Below are 22,574 nucleotides of genomic sequence, written 5' to 3' on the forward strand. Positions count from 1 at the left end.
CACCTCTAACAAAAAGCAACTATAATTTTCATACATATGGAAAGCTCTTGATTTCAAGGGCTTCTAATATTTTTTGAAGGAAAACCAAAGGTAGAAAATTTATTATGATGATACATCTGTTAGGCTTCGGGTAGCTATGGATAGATGTTGTTTATAAAGAACTATTTAATGGTTAAATTCTAAGAATGCTCATTCCATTATGCTCTTAATAGAGTTACATATTTTATATATACAAATCATAATTATGTACTATAATAAATTATTTAAGATATGAGGTTTGTAGTAATGACTGTTGGCATAGGAATTCTTAATAGAAGTGGAGTCGTATTGGCATCAGATACTTTTGACCCTGTGATAGGAATCGGAGCTATGAAATTTGTTTCAATAAATAAAATTTTTCCTTTATCAAAACATCACCCTGTTGGAGTTGTCCTTGATGGTAGCGTTAGATATATGGATGTCATACCGTGGGAAACAATAATAGAAGTTTATTGGTCATATATCGGAGACAAATCCTTTGATACCCTAGAAGAATATGCTAAGAGTTTTATTGATTTTTTACCAAATGATAACCGATTTTATAGTTACAGTGCAGAAGTGAGTCTTATAAATATTGTTATGAATTATTGTGTAGACAAAGTTACGGGTAAAGATAATTTAGAAGAAAACAATAGGGAAGCTATAGCAGATAAAGTAGAGAAGGAAATTAAATTTTATTCAAAAGAAAGCTTTATAAATCCATTTGACGATAACTTTTTTAAATTATTTTTAGAAAAGCATAGAAAGGATTTGGAGGAATATTTAAAAAGTAGAATTGATTTTGATATTGATTTAAAAACGCAAGAAAATCTAATACTTATGTGTGCATATGTTACAACTAAAAGTAATTACATGTCTGAAAATATTAATCTTGGAAGCATAGTGATTTCAGGATATGGTGATAAGGAAATATTTCCATCATTATATCGATATAAAATTGTAGGCACAATTGATGGAAAATTAATATATAGGTTAGAAGAAAGTTATAGTATAGGAGATGACGAGGAGGATACAAAAAAAATTATTCCCTTTGGTGAAGAAAAAGATTTAATAAATACTTATATAAAAGGAATAAACCCTGAGTTAGAAAAGAATATATTAATGGAAATTGAAAAAAGTTTTAATGAGTTTTTAAAAGAAATACAAAATAAATATAATAAAAATCATGTATTACAGCAGTTTATTGAAAAAGAGAAAGATGAAATAAACAGTATTAGTAAAATGGTGATGAAAGGATTAATGAACCATATTAATGACTTACAACAAATGGAGTTTATAAGTCCACTTTTGTACATGGTTGATTTCATTCGAAAGGAAGATATGATATCTTTAGCTGAGGCACTTGTAAATTTAACTTCAATTAGCGTGAAGTTTACTCCTAAGAAGAAAGCAGAGGTAGGACCAATTGATATTGCCTTTATTACTAAAGGTGATGGTTTTCAATGGATAAAAACAAAAGAATTTTACAAATATAGAATTTAACGATATTAATACGCATACTGCAAATAGTATCAAAGCAATAATGGAGGACTTTGTAATATGACTGCTCAAATAGCGATTCTTAATAAAAATGGAATTGCATTAGCAGCAGATAGTGTTGCTACTGTGAACATACAGGAAGGAGAAAAATTTATTACCGTTGAGAAACTTTTTTCCCTATCTAAACATCACCCTGTTGGAATTATGATTTATGGTAGTGCTGATTTTACTGATATACCTTTTGAAACCATAATAAAAGTATATAAGTCATACCTTGGAAATAAGTCTTTTGACACATTGCAAGAGTACGCTGATGATTTTTTTAGGGTTTTAGCAAAGGACAAAAGAGTTTATAACTCAGGCTATGAGAAAAGACTTGTAAGATCAGTTTTAGATTATTGCTTAATGGAAAATATGCCTAGATTTAAATCCACAAATAAGCGGGAAGAAACTTTAAGTAATAATGTAAAAGAGAAAATCAAAGATTTTTTAAGTATGAGATCTTTAGATGGATTTAGTGACAATTTTATACAATTATTTTTGGAATCACATGGAGATTATTTAAAGAGATATATGAATGAAATAGATAATATTAGGATTGACAAGAAAACGCAGGAAAACATAGTATTATTGTGTGCACATATGATTAGTAAAAGTGGTTTTTTATGTAGATCAACAGGTCCATCAACAGGTGTAGTCATTGCAGGTTATGGTAATAAAGAAATATTTCCATCTTTAATTGAATATAAAATTACTGGCGTAGTTTCTGAAAATATAATTTTTAAATCTAACGGTAAATCTGTAAAAGTGGGGGTTGAAGAAAGTAATATTGAATCAACCTTCATGCCTTTTGCTCAAAGAGATGTAGTGGATACTTATACAAAAGGGATAGACGAAGAACTTGAAAATGTAATATTTGATAGCATAGATAGTATTTTTAATAATCTTTATGAAGCAATACAAGAAGCGATACAACGTGAATCTAATAAAAATATAACTCACGAATTTACTAGTGAGGAAAGAGAGATAATAAAGAGACTAGGGGAAAAACAAAATAGGGAAATAAGAGAGAAATTCAAAACACAGCAGTTTGATAAATATACTAAACCATTCTTAAAAATGGGTGCATTTCTTGGTAGAGAAGAGATGATATTTTTAGCGGAGGCACTTGTTAATTTAACGTCTACAAGACGTAGGTTTACAACTGACGTAGAATCAGTTGGTGGAGCCACTGATGTAGCGATTATTACTAAAGTTGATGGCTTTACATGGGTAAAGAAAAAATAATTTTTTAGCCTTAAGAGGAGATAAACTTATGAATATTATAAAAAAAATAATCTTATCAGCTAGTATATTTGTTATTATATTTTGTTTTTTAGCAACTACATTAAAAGGTGCACCAAATTTACAGGGGCAGAAGAATAAAGAACTTTATGAAAATAAAATTTATAATATTTCATTAGAATATAATGGTGAGTGGAAAGTAAACCCTAACTACATTGAAAAATATGAAGGAAAAGATGGTTTTTTTCAGATTTCAGCTTATGCTGGAAAAGGCATAGAAATAGATGAAATAGCACAAAGTGAAGCAAGTCATAAATTAAGACCTTATGGAAATAGTTTTAAAATAACTAAATTAAGCATCCAAGGTCAAGAAGCAAGATTGATAATGCCTTCTAATGACCAATCACAAGAATTTAATAATCAAGCGGAATTAATAGTAAAATATCCAAAAGAAATAAACATTAACGGAAATACGTATAATTACTTTATATTATGGGCTGATAAGTATAATATACAAGAAATATCAAGAACATTAAAATTTGTATCATAATTTTTTACCAGTTTCTTATATTTGTTCTGTTTACTCTAGAAGCAAGCATTTCCTATTATCAATTGAGCACAAAAACTTAATTCTAGAGTAAACAACATATAGGTAAGGAATTTAAAATTTAATTAGTATTTCTCGTCAAGATAAGTTAATGTTAGAATATTAGGACTATATCGTATGAATACAGAAGGTGTGGAAGTTTCTTCTGTTAATCTGAACTTATCAGTATAATCTTCTCTGCTGCTTATTCCTACATAAATATCTGAAATTTTATGCCAGGTTGCATAATTTGCAGTACCTGTTTTAGGTAAATTGAAAATACCTTGAAAAGTTTCTATAGCTTTTTTAGTGACGCTACCTAAATTACCATCAACATTTGATTTGGGAATTAATGGATAGTGAGTGGCGATTTTATTTAATGACGTTTGAATAATTTTAACAGGTTCACCTGTTGAACCTATTTGTAATGGAAATCCTGGATATGATGGGGTAAGGTTCCCCATTTTTTTTAGTTTTCGTATTCTTATATCAGAGCTGTAATAAAATTTTAATATTTCCTCAGCTGTTTTGCCTCTATCTGCCAAGTGTTTACTACCCCATTGTGATAGCCAGCCAGAAGGGGTTTTAACATTGACTCCATCAGTATATTGTGCTAAAAGAGGGAATTCGTAGTTGGGTTTTTCTATATAATTAGTAAACAAATCATCTACAACTTCATCTATTGAAGCGAAGGTGTTTCTTCCATGGATACAGGCTTGATCAACGGCTGTTGAACTTGTAATATGGAATTTTTTATTCTTTGCTGTATACCATTCGGTAAATATTCTATTTAAAGCAAAGGACATAACAGCAGTTGCATTAGCTTTTATAGCTTCTTTTGGCCAATTAGGATTTATTTCTGTTGCCAAGACGCTTTTCAAATAGTACTTAAAGTCTTCTTTATGATTAGCAGCATTTGTATCCTTTGGATGCCCATAATGAACCATTATAGTGTCAGGATTTAGCCATTTTTCTCGACTAATATAAAAAGAAGGTGGTTGATTTGGTCTTGGGAATTGAGATTCAGGTATTTTCGCTGGATAATTTCCAAGAAGTGTATTCTCAGTTATGGTAATAATATCTTCAATATTATTTTCTCTACTACCTATAGGATTCAGGTGACAATATTGAATAGATTCAACACCAGGATATATTTGACAACCTTTAATAGTTAATTTTTTATAACCAGGCACTTCAGCAATTATATCGCAAAGGCTGTAAGGTAGCTTATCTGAGGGATTTATAGAATTCTCCAGTGGTGGAGCCTCAAGTTCTATTTGACTTGTAATTCCTGATGAATCAGTTGATAAGTCTTGGATGTTTTGTTTATTGCTTGTTTCCTTATCTTGAATTACAGTAATTTTAGCTTTTTCTAAAGGTATATAAGTATTACTGTGAAAGACATGAATTTTTAAAGTTCCTGTTTGCATAATAAATTTTCTCCTTGAAAAAGTAATTTATATGATTATAGTGGCTTTACTATAAGTAGAAATGCTTAGAGTAAAGCTTTGTTTTATGGTTTATGCTTAGCAAATGTTATTAAAGGCTACAACTTAGTAGGAATTTTTATTATTTGTCCTGGAGAAACCTCAGTAGTTATATAGTTCAGCTCCATTATTAATTGCTTTGTAGCATTAAATTTCTTTGCAATAGAGTCTAGAGTATCACCAGTTATCACTGTATAAGTGACAATTGCTCTAAAAGAAGGTAATGGGATAAAGAGTCTTTGCCCTACATATAGTGGCGAATTATCTACCATTGGATTGAATTGAAGTAATTGATTGACGCTCACATCAAGTTTCCATGCAATCAGGTTTAAGTAATCATCAGGTTGTACAATGTAAAACATAATTTTTCCTCCTTAAATTTTCGAAATTATCACACTTTTTTAGTTCTATATATTTAATTTATGAATTAGCTTCAAATAATGTGAGATGACGCTTTGCATAGTACAATAACGATTAGAGAATATATGTCTATGAGGTATTAACTTTATGGCTTAGAACAAATTTATAAAGAAAATATGTACCTTTTTTATTCGTTACAGATTAAAAGAATAAAGAAGATTGTGATGGAAAATAGAAATGAAACTGGTTAATGAAGTATGTAATTTAAATAAAGCTATAACTTCAAAGAAAACAGGCCTTGATCCTAGGACAATTCCAAAATATTTAGATCCTAATTTTGAAACTGACATGCTCCATGTGGAAAAAATGGTGAATGAGTTAGCCTAGAGAATTGTAAATAAAGCTATTTGCTTTGATAAAATCCGCAAATTTAACTAACGTTAGAAAGAACCTTTTCGATATTGACATTTACAAGTGGCTTAACCAAAATCCACTTTTATAGGTGTCTTTGGTTTATCATCTATAAAAAAGTCTGAATGTAAAATACAACAAAAACATTAAAAAATGTAAAATAAATCGACATAGGGTGTATAATAAAGTATCGATCATTACTACTCTATAAGGAGGAATAAAAGTGGAAAAACAACTGGAAAAGAAAGAACTCCTTGAGCTATACTTTTGGACATTAAGTTATTTTAGACCATTTATATTACCAACCTTCATATATGTACTATGTGGTGGAACTATGATTTGGGGAGAACTAATGATACCTCGTCGCATGGGCTATTTAATTGATAGTATTGTTCCATTAAAAAGGATGCCATTGCTTATAAATCAAATTTTCATTTTATGTGGCATAGTTGCAGTGATTTTAATTGCAAAAGCAATCTTTAATTTATTAGAACAAATCATATCTAATAAAATTATTAAGAATCAACAAACTGACTTAATGGAGAAATTACAAAAATTAGGCTTTTCTTATTATGAAAAAGTACCTACGGGGAAAATCTTAGCTATATTTGAGAATGCTGTAGGTCAGACGCAACAAACATATACGTTCTTATTTCCGCAATTCATTTACTGCTTAGCACAGTTTACAGTGCCATCGATTATTTTGATTTCTAGTAAACCTATTTTCTTTTTTGTTTCCATGGTTGGAAACATTATATATGTATTTCTTAATAGAACAGCAAATAAAAAAATAAAGCATTATCTAGATATTGAAACTAAAGCAGCACAAGTATCACAAGAGTCTTTATATGATGTTATTGAAGCTACAACTGAATTAAAAGCAATGGGAAGCAAAGATTGGTTTATAAAAAGAACCGTAGAGGATTTTAATAAGTTTAGGATTGCAAGAATGTGGTCAATTTTTTGGAGACATTTTCGTTATACAACTGTTGGACTTACACTAACGATTTCTATTATTCTGTTTTATATTTATGGTTTAGATCTAATACAAAGTGGTCAGTTATTATTAGGACAGTTTGTTGGATATAGTTTTCTTATGGGCCTTGTTTCTCGAGGTTTTTCAGTGTTTTTTTATATTATTCCTGCTCAGTATAATGCACTAAATTATGCTAAATACTTATATGAATTTTTAAATTTGGAACCAGATGTTATAGAAGATGATAGTAATTTAGAAGTGCAAATAGATAAATTTGATATTGAATTCAAAAATGTCTCCTTCTCATATAAAGATAATCAGCCAATCATAAATGGCATATCTTTCAAAATTCCAGTTGGCAAGAAAACTGCTATTGTTGGTGAAAGTGGTAGTGGAAAGTCAACAATATTAAAATTGATAGGACGATTCTACGATGTTACAGAAGGTAAAATTTTGATTGGTGGATATGATATAAAAAAATTAAAACTAAAGAACCTAAGGCAAAATTTTGGCTATGTGTTTCAGGATACATACTTATTCAATATGTCTATTAAAAATAATATTAAGTTTGGAAATCTTAGTGCCACGGAGGATGAAATTGTAAAAGCAGCAAAGAATGCTACTGCACATCAATTTATTATGGATACTGAAGAAGGATATGATACGATTCTTGGGGAACGTGGTGTTCGTTTATCTGGTGGTCAAAAACAGCGTATTTCAATAGCTAGAATGATGCTTAAGAATCCACAGCTTATTCTATTAGATGAAGCCACATCAGCCTTAGATAATGTTACCGAAGCAGCTGTTAAGCAGTCTCTAGAGGAGTTATCAGCTGGGCGAACAGTTGTAACTGTAGCACATAGACTTTCTACAATTAGAGAATATGATTCAATTATAGTCCTTGAAGCAGGTAAAATCGCTGAACAAGGTACTTATGAAGAATTAATGGATAAAAAAGGCCTGTTCTATGGAATAGTAATGAGAGGTGCTGAAAATGAAGGCTAGTTTAATATTCATATTTAAATATATAGACAAGAAACGTTGGTTTTTCTTGGGATATTTCGCTATCTTTTTAGAATGTCTCACACCGATTATTGCGACACTATTACAACGTGACTTAATTGATAAAGTCTTTAGTGAAAAACAGTATCAAGAGTTTCCTAAAATATTGGCGCTGTATGCAATTTTCTTCTTTGGACCTAAGTTGTGGTTTACTGTTAGAAAGGTGGCTTTTTTTCATATTGGCTACCAACTTCAAATGTCTTTAACAAAGGAATTTTTATTTAAAATTTATGATATGCCTACCGCAATTTTTAATAAAGAACATGTAGGTGGTTTATTAAACAATATCAGAAACAATATAGCTGATACCAGTGATTTATCTGTTAATCAAATACTTTCAGAATCAGTAAAAAATATTCTTACTGTTCTATTTTTAGCATTTTCAATAGCAAATATTAATTTTGTAATGATGATTATTGTAGTAACAGTGGCGATTATCTATTATGGTTTACTTCATAAATTTGGAGGGAAGACAAAAGAATTTGCACAGCAGGTTAGAGAGGAAAAATCTAATATTTCTATTGTTGTTGAAGAAAGTATTTCATCAATTAGAGAAGTCATAGCATTTAATCGTCAGGATTGGCAATTTAAGCATTATGATAAAAAGTTTTCAGATTATTTTAAGGCTGTTATAAAGCAAGGCTTGTTTAAAAACAAAATATTATTTATAAGCGATCCTTTCCTATACGGAACTAAACTTGTCGCAATTTTGTTTGGTGGTATGGGAGTAATTTCAAATAGTATTTCCTTAGGTGAATTTGTTGTAGGTTTTACTTTTGTTGATCAATTAGTAACAGAACTTGGACAATTATTCGAACAAGGTTTAACAGGTAAAAGGCTAGAGGCTTCTGTTCAATGTATTGAATCTGTAATGGGAGCAGAGAGTGTTAACTTTGGTTCCGTTGATTTTAATGAAGAAGTCGAGTCAATACAATTCAAGGATGTAACCTTTAGCTATTCACCTGACTCGGCTCTAGTGCTTAATAAGCTATCTATGGATTTTCCTATCGGCAAGAAAATTGCCATTGTTGGTAAAAGTGGTAGTGGAAAGTCGACCGTAGCACAATTACTAATTAGAGCATATTCACCTGATAAAGGAGAAGTTTCTATTAATTGCGTTCCAATCAATTGCTATGGAAAGCAATATACAGATAAAATTTCAATGGTTTTTCAACAGCCTTATTTTATACCTTCGACAATTAAAGAAAATCTGGTTTTTGATAAAGAATATGATAAGTTACATATTGAAAATGCGTGTAAAGAAATGTTGTGTCATGATTTCATTGCAAGATTCCCAAAGGGATATGAAACTCAAGTTGGTGAGCGTGGAATTAGTTTATCAGGTGGACAGAAACAACGACTTGCGTTAACCAGAGCTATTTTAAAAAATACAGATGTACTTATTTTAGATGAAGCAACCTCCGCATTAGATACTGAAACTGAATTTTGTGTTCAAAAGAATATTGATAAATTAAGAAAAGGTAAGACGACGATTATCATAGCTCATAGAATATCAACTATTCAAAATGCAGACATAATATACGTTTTAGACAAAGGTACAGTTGTTGCTCAAGGTACCCATGAAGTGTTAATGTCAGAAAGTCATGTATATAAGGAATTATATGCTCTACAGCAAGTAGGATAAAAAGGCCTAATGATTTTTGAAATTTCACATATGGAATATAAATTTTTGTCCGCACATCCTACTGTGAAATAAAGTTTGTATCCAGTAAAAAAGCTCACAATTGTGTGGGCTTTTTTGATGGTTTTCAATTATAATTATCAGATGCAATCATAGTATTGTTAGAGTAACTATTTTAGATTAACTTTATAAAGTGGCACACCATTCAGTTTTCCATTTTCTTCTTTGCTTGCCATTAAGGTTATTGCCTCCACTGGAATTTTAATTCTTTCAAATTGGATTAAGTCATTCAAGTCCTTAGAATTTTCCTGAAAGACTACTCTTCTTCCTAAAGTTATATGGGGCATAAAACGTTTATCATAAAATGCGATTTTATATTCTTGTAATAGTATGGAAAGTTCCTTATGAAGTTCAGAAAGAATAGGACTTTCCTCTGCTCCGATCCATAAAATATTTGTATTTTTTCTTTTAAAAACACCTAAGTTATTTACTAACAATTCAAAAGGAGTTATCTTTAAAACTGATTTATCTAGAACCTCTTTTAGTCTATCAATTTGAGAATCATCAACTTCACCTATGAATCGGACTGTTAGATGGAAGTTATTTTTTCTTGTAAAACTGCCCTCTGTACAATGTTCTTTTATAGATGAGGTTATTTTATCAAAATAATCCTCAACGGTATCTTCAAAAGCTATAGCAATATAAACTCTCAAGTTTTTTCCTTCCTTTCTTTTAAGTTTATAGTGGTTTAGTTCTTATAAAAAAACAGTTAGTCTCTAGTTTAATTATAGCATATGAAACTTTCAAATTTGTTCTTTAAAAAATATTATATCCTTTCTAGCCAAGTAATAACACGGTTAATTACTTTATAGATGCAGATAATAAAGTGAGACAAAAATTTATACATTTGGAGGTACTATAATGAGGAAGCTTTCAGAGGGTGAATTATTATCCCTAACAGGGTTATTAAGCATGGAAAAGGATAGTTTAGCGGTGGCAAAGGTTATGAAGAGTCTAATAGGTGACGAAGAATTAAGAAGGCAAGCAGAAACTAGTATTTTAGCATCAGAAGGAAGAATACAAGGAGTACAGCAATTTATAAATGAAAATCAAATTACTGGAGGGCTAAAATAATATGGGAACAATAATGAATAGCATTGCGAAAAATACTACGGATCTTAATGATGAAATAATAGCCGGAAACATGATTGGCTCAGCGAAAACTGCAGCAGACGCATATCTAAATGCAACTATGACAAGTGCGACACCTGAACTAAGAGCAATGTATTCTTCAAGCTTAAACCAAATAATAGGTGGACATTCAGCATTAACAGATTTAGCAGTAAACCGTGGATGGGTATCACCTTACAGTGAACCAGCACAACAGTTGGCTGAGACATTCAGCAAATCTCAAAGGACAGTTGATAATAGATAGTAAATGCGTATTTATTTTTTCAATGAATAAAAATTAACGACTATATATACTAAATTTTAGGATATAAATATAATATATGAGTGTATTTATTATTGAGTAATTTAATACAGGTCCACAAAATAATATATGATTATAGCTAAAGACAGCAGTACGATTCGTACTGCTGTAATTTTGCAGTTAAGCTTTTACAAAATACTGTTACGAAAGATGAAATTATAGAAATTGTTAAAGTGTATAAAAAGTATGAACTATTAAAGTGTATAAAAAGTATGAACTATTATGGGAAGTACTTCCTTTGTTAAAGAAGCACTCCAAAATGTGTTTTATTAATTAACTGATATTTGATCAAATGGCTATTACCGATAATTATTGTCACAAGTTTTAAGATGATGCTTTTTAATATAGGGTTGACAAATTTTAATGACGAATATAAAATAATATAGAACATAAATGATAAGTATTATCATTATCATTATCAATTAGAAATTGACATAACAAAATATATATAACAATTAGGAGGCCCATTATGAAACTAAAGAAAATAAGTTCCCTGATCCTTGCTTCTGTTTTGCTAATATCAGGATGCTCAAACGCAGCAGAAAAAAATCAAGATAAAGCAAAGGTAGAAGAAAGTGCTTCTGTCGCTTATCCAATTACAGTTAAACATGCATATGGAGAAACTGTAATAGAAGAGCAACCAAAAAATGTCGCTACGATTTCTTGGGGAAATCAAGATGTACCTTTAGCCTTAGGAATTATACCAGCAGGTGTATCTAAGGCCAACTATGGTAAGTCAGATGAGAATGGACTATTACCTTGGACAGCAGCAAAATATAAGGAATTAGGCGTAGAAAAGCCTGTTACTTTTGATGATGTAGATGGTTTAGATTATGAGGCTATAAGTAATTCTAATCCAGATGTTATATTAGCTGCATACTCAGGAATTACACAAGAGGAATATGATTTATTAAGTAAAATTGCTCCTGTTGTAGCATATCCTAAGTTCGCTTGGCAAACATATTGGAGAGATCAAATAACAATAAACGCAAATGCAATAGGTAAAAAGGATGAAGGAAATAAATTAGTTTCAGATTTAGAAAAATTAATAACAGAAAAAACTAGTGAATATTCTAGTATCAAAGGAAAAAAAGTTGCCTTTTGTTACTTTAACCCAGCTGACTTAGGTAAGTTTTATGTATATCTTCCAACAGATCCTCGTGCAGCATATTTAACTGATTTAGGATTAGAAGTTCCTGAAAGTGTTAAGAAGCTTGCAGAGACTTCAAGTAGTTTTGCTCTTGAAATTAGTTCAGAAAATATTGATAAATTAACAGATATAGATGTAATGGTCACTTATGGAAAAGGTGAGTTATTAAAACAACTTCAAGCAGATACTTTATTAGGAACAGTTCCAGCAATAAAAAATGGTGCTGTTGCAGTTATAGAAGATGGATCAGCATTAGCAGCATCTTGTACTCCAAGTGCTTTATCTATTCCAGCAACAATAGATGAATATTTAAAGATAATTGGAGAGGCAGCAGATAAAGTAAAATGAAGCTTACAAAAATAATAGGTATATATTTAGCGACTTTTGCTATCCTAGGCATCTGCGTACTTGCATCATTAGCTTGGGGATCAAAAAATATAGGATTTGGCCAAGCTATAAATGCTTTATTACATACTGATGATACGTCTTTTGCTGCATTAGTGGTTCGTGAGCGTATACCAAGAACTATTTTTAGTATTATGGCAGGGGCTTCTCTTGGAATATCAGGAGCCCTTATGCAATCAATAACTAGAAATCCAATAGCAGATCCAAGTATCCTAGGAGTTAACACAGGTGCATCTTTATTTGTTGTAATTGGAATAGCATTTTTTAATATAAATTCACCAAATCAATATATTTGGCTTGCACTAGCTGGAGCTGGTATAACATCAGTATTTGTTTATGTTGTAGCTTCTATTGGTAATGGTGGAATGACTCCGATAAAGCTTGCTTTAGCAGGGGCTGCTACTAGTGCTGTTTTATCATCGTTAGTAAGCGCAGTTATACTTCCAAGAAGTGAGGTTATGGATGCATTTAGATTTTGGCAGGTTGGCAGTGTAAGTGGTGCTACTTGGGAGAGCATTAGTTTAATATTACCATTTATAATAATTGGGTTAATAATAAGTATAGCAGTAACACCAGCGTTAAATGTTTTAGCCTTAGGTGACGATGTTGCAACTGGTTTAGGTGTAAATATAGGTATTATAAGAGTTATATGTGCAACTGCAGGCGTTATATTATCCGGCGCCACTACCGCAATTGCTGGACCAATTGGATTTATAGGCCTAATGATACCACATAGTATACGTCTTATTTTTGGTTCGAATTTGAAAGGGATAGTTCCTTTATCAGCTATTGGAGGAGCGATGCTTTTAATAATTTCAGATGTTTTAGGACGAGTAATTGGAAGTCCCGGTGAAGTTCAAGTGGGAATTATCACAGCATTTTTAGGAGCTCCAATTCTTATTATCATTGCTAGGAAAGCGAAGGTGAGAGCTATATGATACAAAGTACTCACACTATGATTAAACAAGGTTATATCAAAAGAAAAATTCGTTTGATTAGCATTAATATTATTCTTCTTGTTCTAACAGTATGTATTTGTGGAATGATGATTGTTTATGGTAAAAATAATTATGATTTAAATACAGTTATAAGAGTTCTTAGTGGAGAAGAAATACAAGGTGCTACTTTTACTATAGCGACACTACGTTTACCAAGAATGCTTTGTGGACTTTTAGCGGGGTTAGCCTTTGGTATAGCAGGAAATACTTTTCAAACTATGTTAAGGAATCCTTTAGCTAGCCCAGATATTATTGGTATAAGTTCAGGCTCTAGTGTTGCAGCAGTTTTCTGCATATTGGTGTTTCGTATCAGTGGAAGCAGTGTTTCTATAGCGGCAGTAATTTCTGGAATTCTGGTAGCGGTACTTATATATATCTTATCTAAAGGATCAGGATTTTCAGGTGGTAGATTAATACTTATAGGAATCGGAATGCAGGCAATGATAAATGCACTTATTTCATATTTATTAGCTAAAGGTGCGCAACATGATGTTTCAAATGCCCTTAGATGGTTAAGTGGTAGCTTAAATGGAATGAGTATTGAAGATGTGCCAACTTTATTTATTGTCGTTGCTATATTTGGAACTACTATTCTATGTTTAACAAAGCAGCTTCAGATATTAGAATTAGGAGATGAGTTTGCAACTACGCTTGGCCTTAAAATAAATCTAATACGGATCACGCTAATTCTAAGTGCGGTATTTTTAATTGCTTTCGCAACTTCCATTACAGGGCCTATAGCCTTCGTTGCATTTTTATCAGGACCAATAGCAGCTAGACTTGTTGGACAAGGTGCTCCAAATGTTTTGTCAACAGGTTTAGTTGGAGCATTATTAGTACTTGGAGCAGATATGATTGGTCAGTTTTTATTTAGTACAAGATTTCCTGTAGGTGTAGTTACGGGAATTTTAGGAGCTCCATATATGTTATTTCTATTAATAGTTATAAACAGAAAGGGGCAAGCATAATGGCTGAAAAACAACAATTATTTGAAGCAAAAGAAATAGTAACTGGATATAATAAAAAGATTATAATTGATGGAATTGATATAACTATTCCAAGTAATAAAATTAGTGTTATCATCGGAGCTAATGCATGTGGCAAATCAACTTTACTCAAAACCCTTGCTAGACTTATTAAGCCTGTTTCAGGAAAGGTTGTAATTGATGGTAAAAAAATTACGTCAATGCCCTCTAAACAATTAGCACAAGTTTTAGGTTTACTTCCTCAATCCCCAGTAGTTCCAGAGGGTATAACTGTTTGGGATTTAGTTTCAAGAGGTAGATATCCATATCAATCCTTTTTGAAAAGTATGGACAAAAGTGATTTTGAAGCTGTAGAAGAAGCTCTTGAAATAATGGGAATAACAGAACTTGCTAATCGTAGTGTAGATGAGTTATCTGGGGGGCAGCGTCAGAGAGTATGGATTGCTATGGCACTTGCTCAGCAAACAGATATACTTCTTTTAGATGAACCAACCACTTATCTTGACATTGCTTATCAAGTGGAAATTCTTGATTTATTAACAGATTTAAATCGCAAAAGAGGGACTACTATTGTAATGGTACTTCATGATATAAATTTATCTGCTAGATATGCAGATTATATATTTGCTCTTCGTCAAGGTAAACTAATTGATCAGGGTACACCATCGGAGGTTATAACATCTGAATTAATAAGTACGGTGTTTGGATTAGAGTGTATGGTTATACAAGATCCGGTATCCAATTCGCCTTTCATAGTACCAATAGGAAGACATCATAATAATTACTAAGCTTTAGTTCTCTATATATATATGTTTCAATAAAGATTCTACACATAGATTATTGATATTTCAATAATCATATAGACTTTTGATGTAGCTTCAATAATGAAACATATATACATTGATAAAAAGTCCTTGGTTTCAAGGGCTTTTGTTATTTTTCATTGGTTTATGCATTTTTTATAAGTATTGGTTTGAATTAAGTTTTATATTTACATTATGTTCTTTTGGCATAACTATTCTGGTTGCCAAGGAAAAGTAAACATATTTTTTATGTTTGCTCTTTTATGTAGTATAATGGTTGTAGTTTTAGCAATATACTTACAGAAACTTAGTGTATTGGGGTTATATGGTGTATTTGGGATGGTCCTTTAGTCATAAAGTTAAAAGGAAAGTGGTTTAAGATTAAAATGAAGAAAAGAATTAAATTAGAATTTCCTATAGGGTTAGCTTTGTTGAGTGGCTTAATTATTTCAAAAATAATCCCTATTTTTTATCCAGAGATAGTGCATACAAATAGCAAGTTAAAAAATTATTTTGAAATTTTATTTTATGTAGCATTAATAACTCTGTTAATTATAAGTTATATAAGTGGTAAAAGGAATGATAAGCATAATTAAAAAACAGTAGAGAATTTATTCTGCTGTTTTTTTTATGTATCTAAATAGGATTACCAATACAAAGAAACTAAAGAGATTGTATAACAGATAGAAAAGGGTATAGACTTTTATTGTAAATACACAAAAAATAAAAAAATTAAAAAAAAATTTAAATTTAATTCGATAGAAATAAAAAAATATTTATAGACATTTAATGGGAAGTCTTATATAATTATACCGTAAATATATGTTTTAATAAGTAATAAAAGGAGGAGAATGTGTTTTATGTAATTTTCGAAACATATATTTTATAAAAAAATAAATGGAGGTTAATTTTTATGAAAATTTTAAAACGTATTCAATCTGTCATACTTTGCTTTGCATTACTATTATCTGGGTTAAGCGTAGGACCATTAATGGTATCAGTAGAAGCTGCAACTATTGCTACTCATAATTTCACAACTAGCGGGACAAGTAGTTCTATTTTTACAATCGTTGGAAACCTTTCCACTGATAAAGGAACTGTTACCTACAATGGATTGACTCTTACGAAGTGTCTAAAAATTGAAAGCTCAACTAGCATTAAATTTACTACTACAGGGACATCTACATTAAAATTAGTGTTTAATGATGTTGATGGTAAAAGAATAAAAGTTGATGGAAAAGATTATTCAATGACAAGTAAGCTTGTTAGTTTATCTCTTGCAGCAGGTGCGCATACTGTTTCTAAGACTGACGTTACAAATCTTTTCTACATAGAACTTACAACTGATGGTTCAACAACACCAACGACACCAACAACACCAACGACACCAACGACACCAACAACACCACCAACAACTGAACCAACAACACCAGCAACAGGTGATATTATTCTTTCACCTAATGGTTCTATGACTTTACAACAAGCAATTAATACTATACAACCTGGAAATACAATCTTTTTAAAGGCTGGATCATATAAATATTCAAGCACAATTTTTGTTAAGGAAGGAAATAATGGTACTTCTAGCGCAATGAAAAAAGTATATGCTTATGGGGATGGAGAACCAATTATTGATTTTTCAGTTATGGCTGAAAATGCTTCTAACAGAGGAATAGTTTTAGACGCTAACTACTGGCACTTTAAAGGAGTTACGATCAAAGGTGCTGGGGATAACGGAATGTTACTTTCAGGACATAACAATAAAATTGAAAGTTGTACATTTAGAGAAAACCACGATTCAGGACTTCAATTATCAAGATATAATACAGCTTATACTTCAATGAGCCAATGGCCTAGCAATAACTTAATCATTGATTGCTTCTCAACAGAAAATGTAGATTCAACTCGTGAAAATGCAGATGGATTTGCAGCAAAATTAACTTGTGGCGTAGGCAATAAGTTTGTAGACTGTACAGCAGTTTATAATTGTGACGATGGATGGGATTTGTATACTAAAGCAGATACAGGAGCTATCGGCGTAGTTACTTTTGAAAATTGTGAAGCTTCCAATAATGGAAAATTTACAGATGGTTCAAAGACTGGCGGAGATGGAAATGGATTTAAACTTGGAGATGACACTGCATCTGTAGCTCATAAGTTAAAGGGCTGTAAAGCTAATAACAATGTGAAAAATGGTTACACAGGAAATGGAAATCCAGCAACTTTTGTAATGATTGATTGTACTGGTGCTGGAAATGGTCAATCCCTTTTTGACAGAATAAAAAGTACAACAGCTGGTTGGTAATATATGGAAAAGGGAAATTAAATAGAGCAAAGATCAGGGAAAATCTTTGCTCTGTGAACAATATCATATTATTATATCTAAAGATGGCAAATCTTGTATCTAATAGGAATGGGATTGCCATCTTTTTATTATTTATAACTCCTACAGCAATTAGAAATTTTTATTTTCCATTTTCTTTAGTTTTGTTTTTGAATTCGTATAAGTAAGGAAAACAGCAAGGCCAATTGAAAAAGCAACCCAAGGAAAAGCAGCAGTGCAAAAAGATACCATTGTAATTTACCCTCCTTTCTAAGTCTAATAAATAGTTTATTATTTATCTTCAGTGTATTCAAAAACTTTTTATATATGTTTCAATAATGAAATATATAGTTGAGAAATTATTTAATTGTATAATTTGGTTAATCATTGGTATATAGATTCTATTATACATGAATTTTTTAGTAAAAATGCATAATTTAAAATATTTATACAGATGAGCATTTTATTGTTACAAAATTTTAAGTTGTAATGTTCGTTAAAAAGTAAGATAGTTTTCTATTGAATGTTATGATTACATTATGTAGGGAGGAAAATATATGAAAATGTAGAATATAATAGAATACAGATAACTTAAGATGGATATATTTGAATTATAAACCATATAACTAGTTGTATATAGATAGAATGAAGTTAATATATGTCTAAAAGTGGAAGGTAAAATGAAAAATGAATAATGTAAAACAATTAAATATAAATATGAAAAGCTTTACTCAGACACTTACTATTGAAGAAAGATTAAATGCATTTAAAGAAAATCAATTAACAACAATTGAAGATACTATAATATTGGATGAAAAGTGGCTTAATATTAGGAGTCTCGTATCTCCTCAAGTGTTTATAGAAGAACTCGAACATATGGATATTAAAAAGGAGGAATTAGCATTTGCGTTAAAATCCTTTACGGATGATGAAGAAAATATTCTTATAGAATATTTAGAAAAGCTAGATTGGTTTAAATTATATAAAGATTTAATGAAACAATTTGAAACTATCTATCAAAATGAGCCTGTCTTTTGTGAGCAATTAGTATTACCTTTCAAACTGTTTGTAAAAAAAGAGTTATATAATGTGAAGAATGATCTTAAGAATATTAAAATTGAAGCTGATTTGATTGAAAAGTTAATTGATTCCATTGTTTCTCAATTGGACAAATTAACTTGGAAATGTCTTATAGTAGAGATCACTGATTATAAAGAAGAAAATATCTTGGAAGGAAAAGATGGCAGAGATAGATATTTAAACTTTTTAGAGTTATGTTATAAGTCACCTACTCAAATACAATTATTTTATGATAAGTATCCAGTTTTAGGTCGTTTTGTTACACAGAAAATGTTGGATTTATTAACATCAGTAAAAGATATGATTTTAGATTTAGATGTGAATTTTGTAGGGATTAATGAATTATTCAATATAGGTACGAATAATATAAGAGATATTAAGGTGTCTCTAGGAGATACACATCAGCAGGGAAAATCAGTTGCTGAAATTCAGTTTGATAATGAGAAAAAGTATATTTATAAACCGAGAAATTCGTATATAGAAAAAGCATTTAATAAATTTATAGAGTTTGCTAACAAAAATAGTGGACTTAAGGATTTATTTATTAATATAGTTTTTTATGCAAAAACTTTTACTATTGAACAATTTATTGAGATGCAATCTTGCAAAACTATAGTAGAAGTTAAAGATTACTACTATAGATTTGGTATGTTAACTGCATTAATTAGCCTGTTAAGTGGTTCAGATATGCATTTCGAAAATCTTATAGCACATAATCAGTACCCGTGTATAATTGATTTCGAAACATTTTTTACACAAGTTAATTTCACACATAATATAGATGATGCAAATGTTAAAGTGATAGATACGCAAGTGTTAAATTTAAGTGGAACTGGTTTGCTTCCGATGAGTTTTCCTATGGGGCATGAGGGTGATGGAATTGATATTAGTGCTTTATCAGGTGGTAATACTAAACCGATAACTAGAAAAATATTGATTGCCAAAAATGTCCACACCGATGATATGGGTTTTGAGTATGAGAACAGTTATATCTTAAATCAAAATAATAATAGGTCCACTTTAAATGGAGAATTTCAAGAGTACAAAAATTTCAAGGGATATATCTATAATGGATTTAATGACACCTTAGATTGGATATTGAAAAATATTGACGAATTAAAGGTTTTTATAAAAGAAACATTCAATGATTTACAAGTACGTCAGGTTATGAAGGCTACAGCTATATATAATAATTTAGTTGATTATATGGATCACCCTCATTACTTAAATGATATGGCAAGAATTGAAAAATTGTTAGAAAATAATTGGGCATATTTATATAGTGATAAGCGGCTAGTTAAATATGAAATTATGGATATGTTGCATTTAGAAATACCGATATTTTATACAAGTACTTCAAAAACATATTTAAAAACTAGTAATGGAGCTTATATAAGCGATTATTTTAAAGAAGATGTACTATCAAAGGTAATTAATACAATTTCTAATTTAACAAAAGAAATAGCCGAAAAAGAACAAATGAAATTATGCATACTACTAGGTGATTATAGTATCTTAGTAAACGAAAGAAAAAAGGAACTTGCTAAAGAAATAAGCAAAAGTAATTTAAGAATATATCAGGATGAAGAAGTAATTGAAGTATGTAATTCTATTGCAGAAAAAATAATGCAGGGTGCTGTAATAACTGAAAAAAGTATTTCATGGGAATATATAGACGACACTGAGGAGATTTCAAAGTTTACATACTTAAATAATGGTTTATATTCGGGAAGATCGGGTATCTTATTATACTTCTATTATTTGAATAGTATACAAAAGAATGAAGATATAGAAAACTTCACAAAGGGTTTAATACGAGATGTAAGATATTACAAGGAACCTGTTGAAAATACAGTATTTAAAGGCGGAGCAGGCAGTTTATATACGTTATTAAAATGTGACAAAGATAATAATTTTAAAATGATACAAGATACTATTATTTTTATCAATAAAGATAATATGAAAATGGACAAAATTCATTGGTTGGACGGAGTTTCTAGCCTGATAAAAGTAATAGATAATATTAACAAAACCAAGTATAAAAGTGATCTAGTTTTAAAAGTAGCAGATGGAGTTATTGAGTCAATTTGTAATAATCTAGATAACCAAATTGTTAATACATGTAGTGTAGGATTTGGACATGGCTTAATTGGAATATTATATGCTTTATTAGTAGGACAATTGCTGCTAAAAAAAGATTATAATGTTGAAATCGAAAAAATACTAGCTCTATGTGAGGAACAAATACACAACCTGAAAGCCCCCAAATTATTAGATACTTCAAAAGACATTTTATCATGGAGTAATGGAATTGTTGGATTAGGTATTGGCGCACTTGGGTGCAAGAAATATACCGAAGATTCCAGATTAGATAATTATATTAATCTAACTATTGATGCAATAAAGGATTATAGCTTTGATGAGATGAGCTTAAGTAATGGATTAGCTGGCGAATTAGATTTTTTAGCGTCTTTATCATTAATTAAAGATGACCCATTGATAAAGGAAATGATACTGATGAAAAGAAATCAAATGCTTGATTTTTATAAAAGAAACGGTGTTTTTCTAATAGATGAACTAATTCAATTTAGAAATTATGGATTGTTTTCAGGGTTATCAGGAATTGGTTATTCTATGCTAAGAACACTTTTCCCAGATAAGATTCCAAGTGTTTTAACACTTGATTAATTAATTTCTAATGGAGGTAATATGAAAATATTTGGAATTATAGCAAGTATGAATGGTGAAAATTCAAGGGAATATCAAGTAATTAAAAAATATGTTAGCAATGAAAAATATAAGAATGATGATATTAAAATAATCACAGCAGATTCACTAGATATTAGATATTGTCGAGGTTGTTGTTCGTGTTTTGAAACTGGTATTTGTCCATTAGATTCTATAGATGATATGAAAAATATAAAAAAAGACTTATTAGAGGCAGACTTAATTATAATGTCATCTCCTGTGTATGTACACCATGTATCAGGGTTTATGAAGAATCTAATAGATAGATTAGGATATTGGACTCATACATTTCACTTAATTGGAAAGCCTGTCATAGTATGTACTTCTACAGGTAATAGTGGTGCTGAGTATGTAATTAGTTATTTAAAAAAAATTATGTCTGCTCTGGGGGGAATTGTACTAGGGGAAATTACTATTGATGATATGACTCCTATTGAAAAAATAGAAGGAACATTCAATTCTATCAATGAGGTTGTTTTAGAATTTTTAAAAGAACCAGACTGTATTAATGTAAGTTCTTTTCAACATACATTATATAAAAGTTTAAGAATGAGTTTAATTGAACAAAGTGGATATGAACATGAATATTGGAGAGAAAATGATATGTTCAACTATTTCACATTTAAAGATTATCTCTTATATAGGTTAAATTTACATAATTAGATTGAAGTTTATCATAAGATATGCTTATTTGTTACTTATTAAGAGTATTTAACAGAAAAAATAATCAAAAATAAAGGAGTTGTTAATATGACTAATTATAAAATTGGACAAACATTTGAACAAAAAAATTATGAGGAAATGGCATCTTGTCAAGTAGCTGGCGATGGTTTCATTTTTACTACAAATCAGATAACAGTAAGCTACTGTCCTACATTAACTATTCCTCATATTCCTACCATTACTACTCCTAAACTTACTATACAATAGAGAATAGGGAGTACCTAATATATAAGTATTAAATACATATATATAATTAAAACATTGTAATAAATAGGGGAAATAATTAAAAATAAAGGAGTTGTTAATATGGCTAATTATAAAATTGGAGCAATATTTGAACAAAAAAATTATGAAGAAATGGCATCTTCTCAAATGACTGGTGGGGATGGGTTTGTAACCGTAACCTCTCCTCAATACACTTTAAGTTGTTGTATTACATGGACTATTCCTTCTATTAAACTTACTGTATAATAGAGGATATAGAGTAGATTATATATATATATATAAGTAATATATATATAGAATCTTAAACATTGTAAC

General features: G+C 30.2%; 20 protein-coding genes. 17 read left to right on the forward strand and 3 right to left on the reverse strand.

From position 1 onward, the window contains the following. Positions 1-270: 270 nt before the first annotated feature. Genes CLOCEL_RS04320 through CLOCEL_RS04330 form a run of 3 tightly spaced genes read left to right on the forward strand, consistent with a single transcriptional unit; the run spans position 271 to position 3,352 of the window. Positions 271-1,521, forward strand: a complete 1,251-nt coding sequence (locus CLOCEL_RS04320; RefSeq protein WP_242655216.1) for a hypothetical protein — start codon at positions 271-273, stop codon at positions 1,519-1,521. Positions 1,522-1,578: 57 nt separating this feature from the next. Further along, on the forward strand, positions 1,579-2,805 hold the full coding sequence (locus CLOCEL_RS04325; protein ID WP_010076532.1) for a hypothetical protein: 1,227 nt from the start codon (positions 1,579-1,581) through the stop codon (positions 2,803-2,805). A 28-nt stretch (positions 2,806-2,833) separates the two neighbouring features. After that, positions 2,834-3,352, forward strand: a complete 519-nt coding sequence (locus CLOCEL_RS04330; protein WP_010076531.1) for a hypothetical protein — start codon at positions 2,834-2,836, stop codon at positions 3,350-3,352. 122 nt (positions 3,353-3,474) lie between these two features. Here the strand turns inward: CLOCEL_RS04330 and CLOCEL_RS04335 are convergent, their stop codons facing one another. Beyond that, a complete protein-coding gene (locus CLOCEL_RS04335) occupies positions 3,475-4,818 on the reverse strand; it encodes a peptidoglycan-binding protein (protein ID WP_010076530.1) in 1,344 nt (447 codons plus the stop codon). Positions 4,819-4,934: 116 nt separating this feature from the next. After that, positions 4,935-5,237 (reverse strand): LysM peptidoglycan-binding domain-containing protein, encoded by a 303-nt coding sequence (locus CLOCEL_RS04340; RefSeq protein ID WP_010076529.1) that lies wholly within the window; start codon positions 5,235-5,237, stop codon positions 4,935-4,937. 235 nt (positions 5,238-5,472) lie between these two features. On the opposite strand from CLOCEL_RS04340, the gene CLOCEL_RS23040 reads away from it, so the two are divergent. The 3 genes from CLOCEL_RS23040 (at position 5,473) to CLOCEL_RS04350 (ending at position 9,329) form a co-directional block, all read left to right on the forward strand. Then, entirely contained in the window at positions 5,473-5,622 is a 150-nt protein-coding gene (locus CLOCEL_RS23040; RefSeq protein WP_010076528.1) for a hypothetical protein, read from the forward strand. A gap of 247 nt (positions 5,623-5,869) precedes the next feature. Next, complete coding sequence (locus CLOCEL_RS04345; protein ID WP_010076527.1) at positions 5,870-7,627, forward strand: ABC transporter ATP-binding protein; 1,758 nt, start codon at positions 5,870-5,872, stop codon at positions 7,625-7,627. Continuing rightward, positions 7,617-9,329 (forward strand): ABC transporter ATP-binding protein, encoded by a 1,713-nt coding sequence (locus CLOCEL_RS04350; RefSeq protein WP_010076526.1) that lies wholly within the window; start codon positions 7,617-7,619, stop codon positions 9,327-9,329. The genes CLOCEL_RS04345 and CLOCEL_RS04350 overlap by 11 nt, the downstream gene beginning before the upstream one ends. Positions 9,330-9,496: 167 nt before the next feature. On the opposite strand, the gene thpR is transcribed toward CLOCEL_RS04350, so the two are convergent. After that, positions 9,497-10,039: an RNA 2',3'-cyclic phosphodiesterase gene (gene thpR, locus CLOCEL_RS04355; RefSeq protein ID WP_010076525.1), complete on the reverse strand. Its 543-nt coding sequence runs from the start codon at positions 10,037-10,039 to the stop codon at positions 9,497-9,499. Between the two features lie 208 nt (positions 10,040-10,247). On the opposite strand from thpR, the gene CLOCEL_RS04360 reads away from it, so the two are divergent. From CLOCEL_RS04360 to CLOCEL_RS23045, 11 genes are all read left to right on the forward strand, one after another. Beyond that, on the forward strand, positions 10,248-10,460 hold the full coding sequence (locus CLOCEL_RS04360) for a hypothetical protein (protein WP_010076524.1): 213 nt from the start codon (positions 10,248-10,250) through the stop codon (positions 10,458-10,460). A gap of 1 nt (position 10,461) precedes the next feature. After that, positions 10,462-10,761, forward strand: coding sequence for a spore coat protein (locus tag CLOCEL_RS04365; RefSeq protein ID WP_010076523.1), 300 nt, complete (start codon positions 10,462-10,464; stop codon positions 10,759-10,761). A 526-nt stretch (positions 10,762-11,287) separates the two neighbouring features. Next, positions 11,288-12,316, forward strand: coding sequence for an iron-siderophore ABC transporter substrate-binding protein (locus tag CLOCEL_RS04370; RefSeq protein WP_010076522.1), 1,029 nt, complete (start codon positions 11,288-11,290; stop codon positions 12,314-12,316). Continuing rightward, positions 12,313-13,311, forward strand: a complete 999-nt coding sequence (locus CLOCEL_RS04375) for a FecCD family ABC transporter permease (protein ID WP_010076521.1) — start codon at positions 12,313-12,315, stop codon at positions 13,309-13,311. Before CLOCEL_RS04370 ends, CLOCEL_RS04375 begins: the two co-directional genes overlap by 4 nt. Continuing rightward, positions 13,308-14,339 carry a FecCD family ABC transporter permease gene (locus CLOCEL_RS04380; protein ID WP_013291626.1) on the forward strand — a complete coding sequence of 344 codons (1,032 nt, stop codon included), beginning with the start codon at positions 13,308-13,310 and terminating at the stop codon, positions 14,337-14,339. Before CLOCEL_RS04375 ends, CLOCEL_RS04380 begins: the two co-directional genes overlap by 4 nt. Further along, a complete protein-coding gene (locus CLOCEL_RS04385) occupies positions 14,339-15,145 on the forward strand; it encodes an ABC transporter ATP-binding protein (protein WP_010076519.1) in 807 nt (268 codons plus the stop codon). Before CLOCEL_RS04380 ends, CLOCEL_RS04385 begins: the two co-directional genes overlap by 1 nt. A 928-nt stretch (positions 15,146-16,073) precedes the next feature. Beyond that, on the forward strand, positions 16,074-17,465 hold the full coding sequence (locus tag CLOCEL_RS04395; protein WP_010076517.1) for a right-handed parallel beta-helix repeat-containing protein: 1,392 nt from the start codon (positions 16,074-16,076) through the stop codon (positions 17,463-17,465). A 705-nt stretch (positions 17,466-18,170) separates the two neighbouring features. Beyond that, on the forward strand, positions 18,171-21,251 hold the full coding sequence (locus CLOCEL_RS04400; RefSeq protein ID WP_010076515.1) for a type 2 lanthipeptide synthetase LanM family protein: 3,081 nt from the start codon (positions 18,171-18,173) through the stop codon (positions 21,249-21,251). A gap of 21 nt (positions 21,252-21,272) precedes the next feature. Beyond that, entirely contained in the window at positions 21,273-21,974 is a 702-nt protein-coding gene (locus tag CLOCEL_RS04405) for a flavodoxin family protein (RefSeq protein ID WP_010076514.1), read from the forward strand. Positions 21,975-22,061: 87 nt separating this feature from the next. Further along, the gene (locus CLOCEL_RS04410; RefSeq protein ID WP_010076513.1) at positions 22,062-22,241 is read left to right on the forward strand and encodes a hypothetical protein; all 180 of its coding nucleotides are present in this window, start codon (positions 22,062-22,064) and stop codon (positions 22,239-22,241) included. A gap of 99 nt (positions 22,242-22,340) precedes the next feature. Then, positions 22,341-22,505: a hypothetical protein gene (locus CLOCEL_RS23045; RefSeq protein WP_010076512.1), complete on the forward strand. Its 165-nt coding sequence runs from the start codon at positions 22,341-22,343 to the stop codon at positions 22,503-22,505. Positions 22,506-22,574 lie beyond the last annotated feature (69 nt).

The sequence above is a fragment of the Clostridium cellulovorans 743B genome, from assembly GCF_000145275.1.
Classification (GTDB): Bacteria; Bacillota; Clostridia; order Clostridiales; family Clostridiaceae; genus Clostridium_K; species Clostridium_K cellulovorans.

What these genes read in the sequence shown, in the direction of transcription:
- CLOCEL_RS23040 (WP_010076528.1), top strand. Translation starts at nt 5,473, where the DNA reads ATGAAACTGGTTAATGAAGTATGTAATTTAAATAAAGCTATAACTTCA.
- CLOCEL_RS04365 (WP_010076523.1), top strand. Translation starts at nt 10,462, where the DNA reads ATGGGAACAATAATGAATAGCATTGCGAAAAATACTACGGATCTTAAT.
- CLOCEL_RS04325 (WP_010076532.1), top strand. Translation starts at nt 1,579, where the DNA reads ATGACTGCTCAAATAGCGATTCTTAATAAAAATGGAATTGCATTAGCA.
- CLOCEL_RS04370 (WP_010076522.1), top strand. Translation starts at nt 11,288, where the DNA reads ATGAAACTAAAGAAAATAAGTTCCCTGATCCTTGCTTCTGTTTTGCTA.
- CLOCEL_RS04380 (WP_013291626.1), top strand. Translation starts at nt 13,308, where the DNA reads ATGATACAAAGTACTCACACTATGATTAAACAAGGTTATATCAAAAGA.
- CLOCEL_RS04360 (WP_010076524.1), top strand. Translation starts at nt 10,248, where the DNA reads ATGAGGAAGCTTTCAGAGGGTGAATTATTATCCCTAACAGGGTTATTA.
- CLOCEL_RS23045 (WP_010076512.1), top strand. Translation starts at nt 22,341, where the DNA reads ATGGCTAATTATAAAATTGGAGCAATATTTGAACAAAAAAATTATGAA.
- CLOCEL_RS04350 (WP_010076526.1), top strand. Translation starts at nt 7,617, where the DNA reads ATGAAGGCTAGTTTAATATTCATATTTAAATATATAGACAAGAAACGT.
- CLOCEL_RS04340 (WP_010076529.1), bottom strand. Translation starts at nt 5,237, where the DNA reads ATGTTTTACATTGTACAACCTGATGATTACTTAAACCTGATTGCATGG.
- CLOCEL_RS04335 (WP_010076530.1), bottom strand. Translation starts at nt 4,818, where the DNA reads ATGCAAACAGGAACTTTAAAAATTCATGTCTTTCACAGTAATACTTAT.
- CLOCEL_RS04330 (WP_010076531.1), top strand. Translation starts at nt 2,834, where the DNA reads ATGAATATTATAAAAAAAATAATCTTATCAGCTAGTATATTTGTTATT.
- CLOCEL_RS04320 (WP_242655216.1), top strand. Translation starts at nt 271, where the DNA reads ATGAGGTTTGTAGTAATGACTGTTGGCATAGGAATTCTTAATAGAAGT.
- CLOCEL_RS04385 (WP_010076519.1), top strand. Translation starts at nt 14,339, where the DNA reads ATGGCTGAAAAACAACAATTATTTGAAGCAAAAGAAATAGTAACTGGA.
- CLOCEL_RS04405 (WP_010076514.1), top strand. Translation starts at nt 21,273, where the DNA reads ATGAAAATATTTGGAATTATAGCAAGTATGAATGGTGAAAATTCAAGG.
- CLOCEL_RS04400 (WP_010076515.1), top strand. Translation starts at nt 18,171, where the DNA reads ATGAATAATGTAAAACAATTAAATATAAATATGAAAAGCTTTACTCAG.
- CLOCEL_RS04375 (WP_010076521.1), top strand. Translation starts at nt 12,313, where the DNA reads ATGAAGCTTACAAAAATAATAGGTATATATTTAGCGACTTTTGCTATC.
- CLOCEL_RS04410 (WP_010076513.1), top strand. Translation starts at nt 22,062, where the DNA reads ATGACTAATTATAAAATTGGACAAACATTTGAACAAAAAAATTATGAG.
- CLOCEL_RS04395 (WP_010076517.1), top strand. Translation starts at nt 16,074, where the DNA reads ATGAAAATTTTAAAACGTATTCAATCTGTCATACTTTGCTTTGCATTA.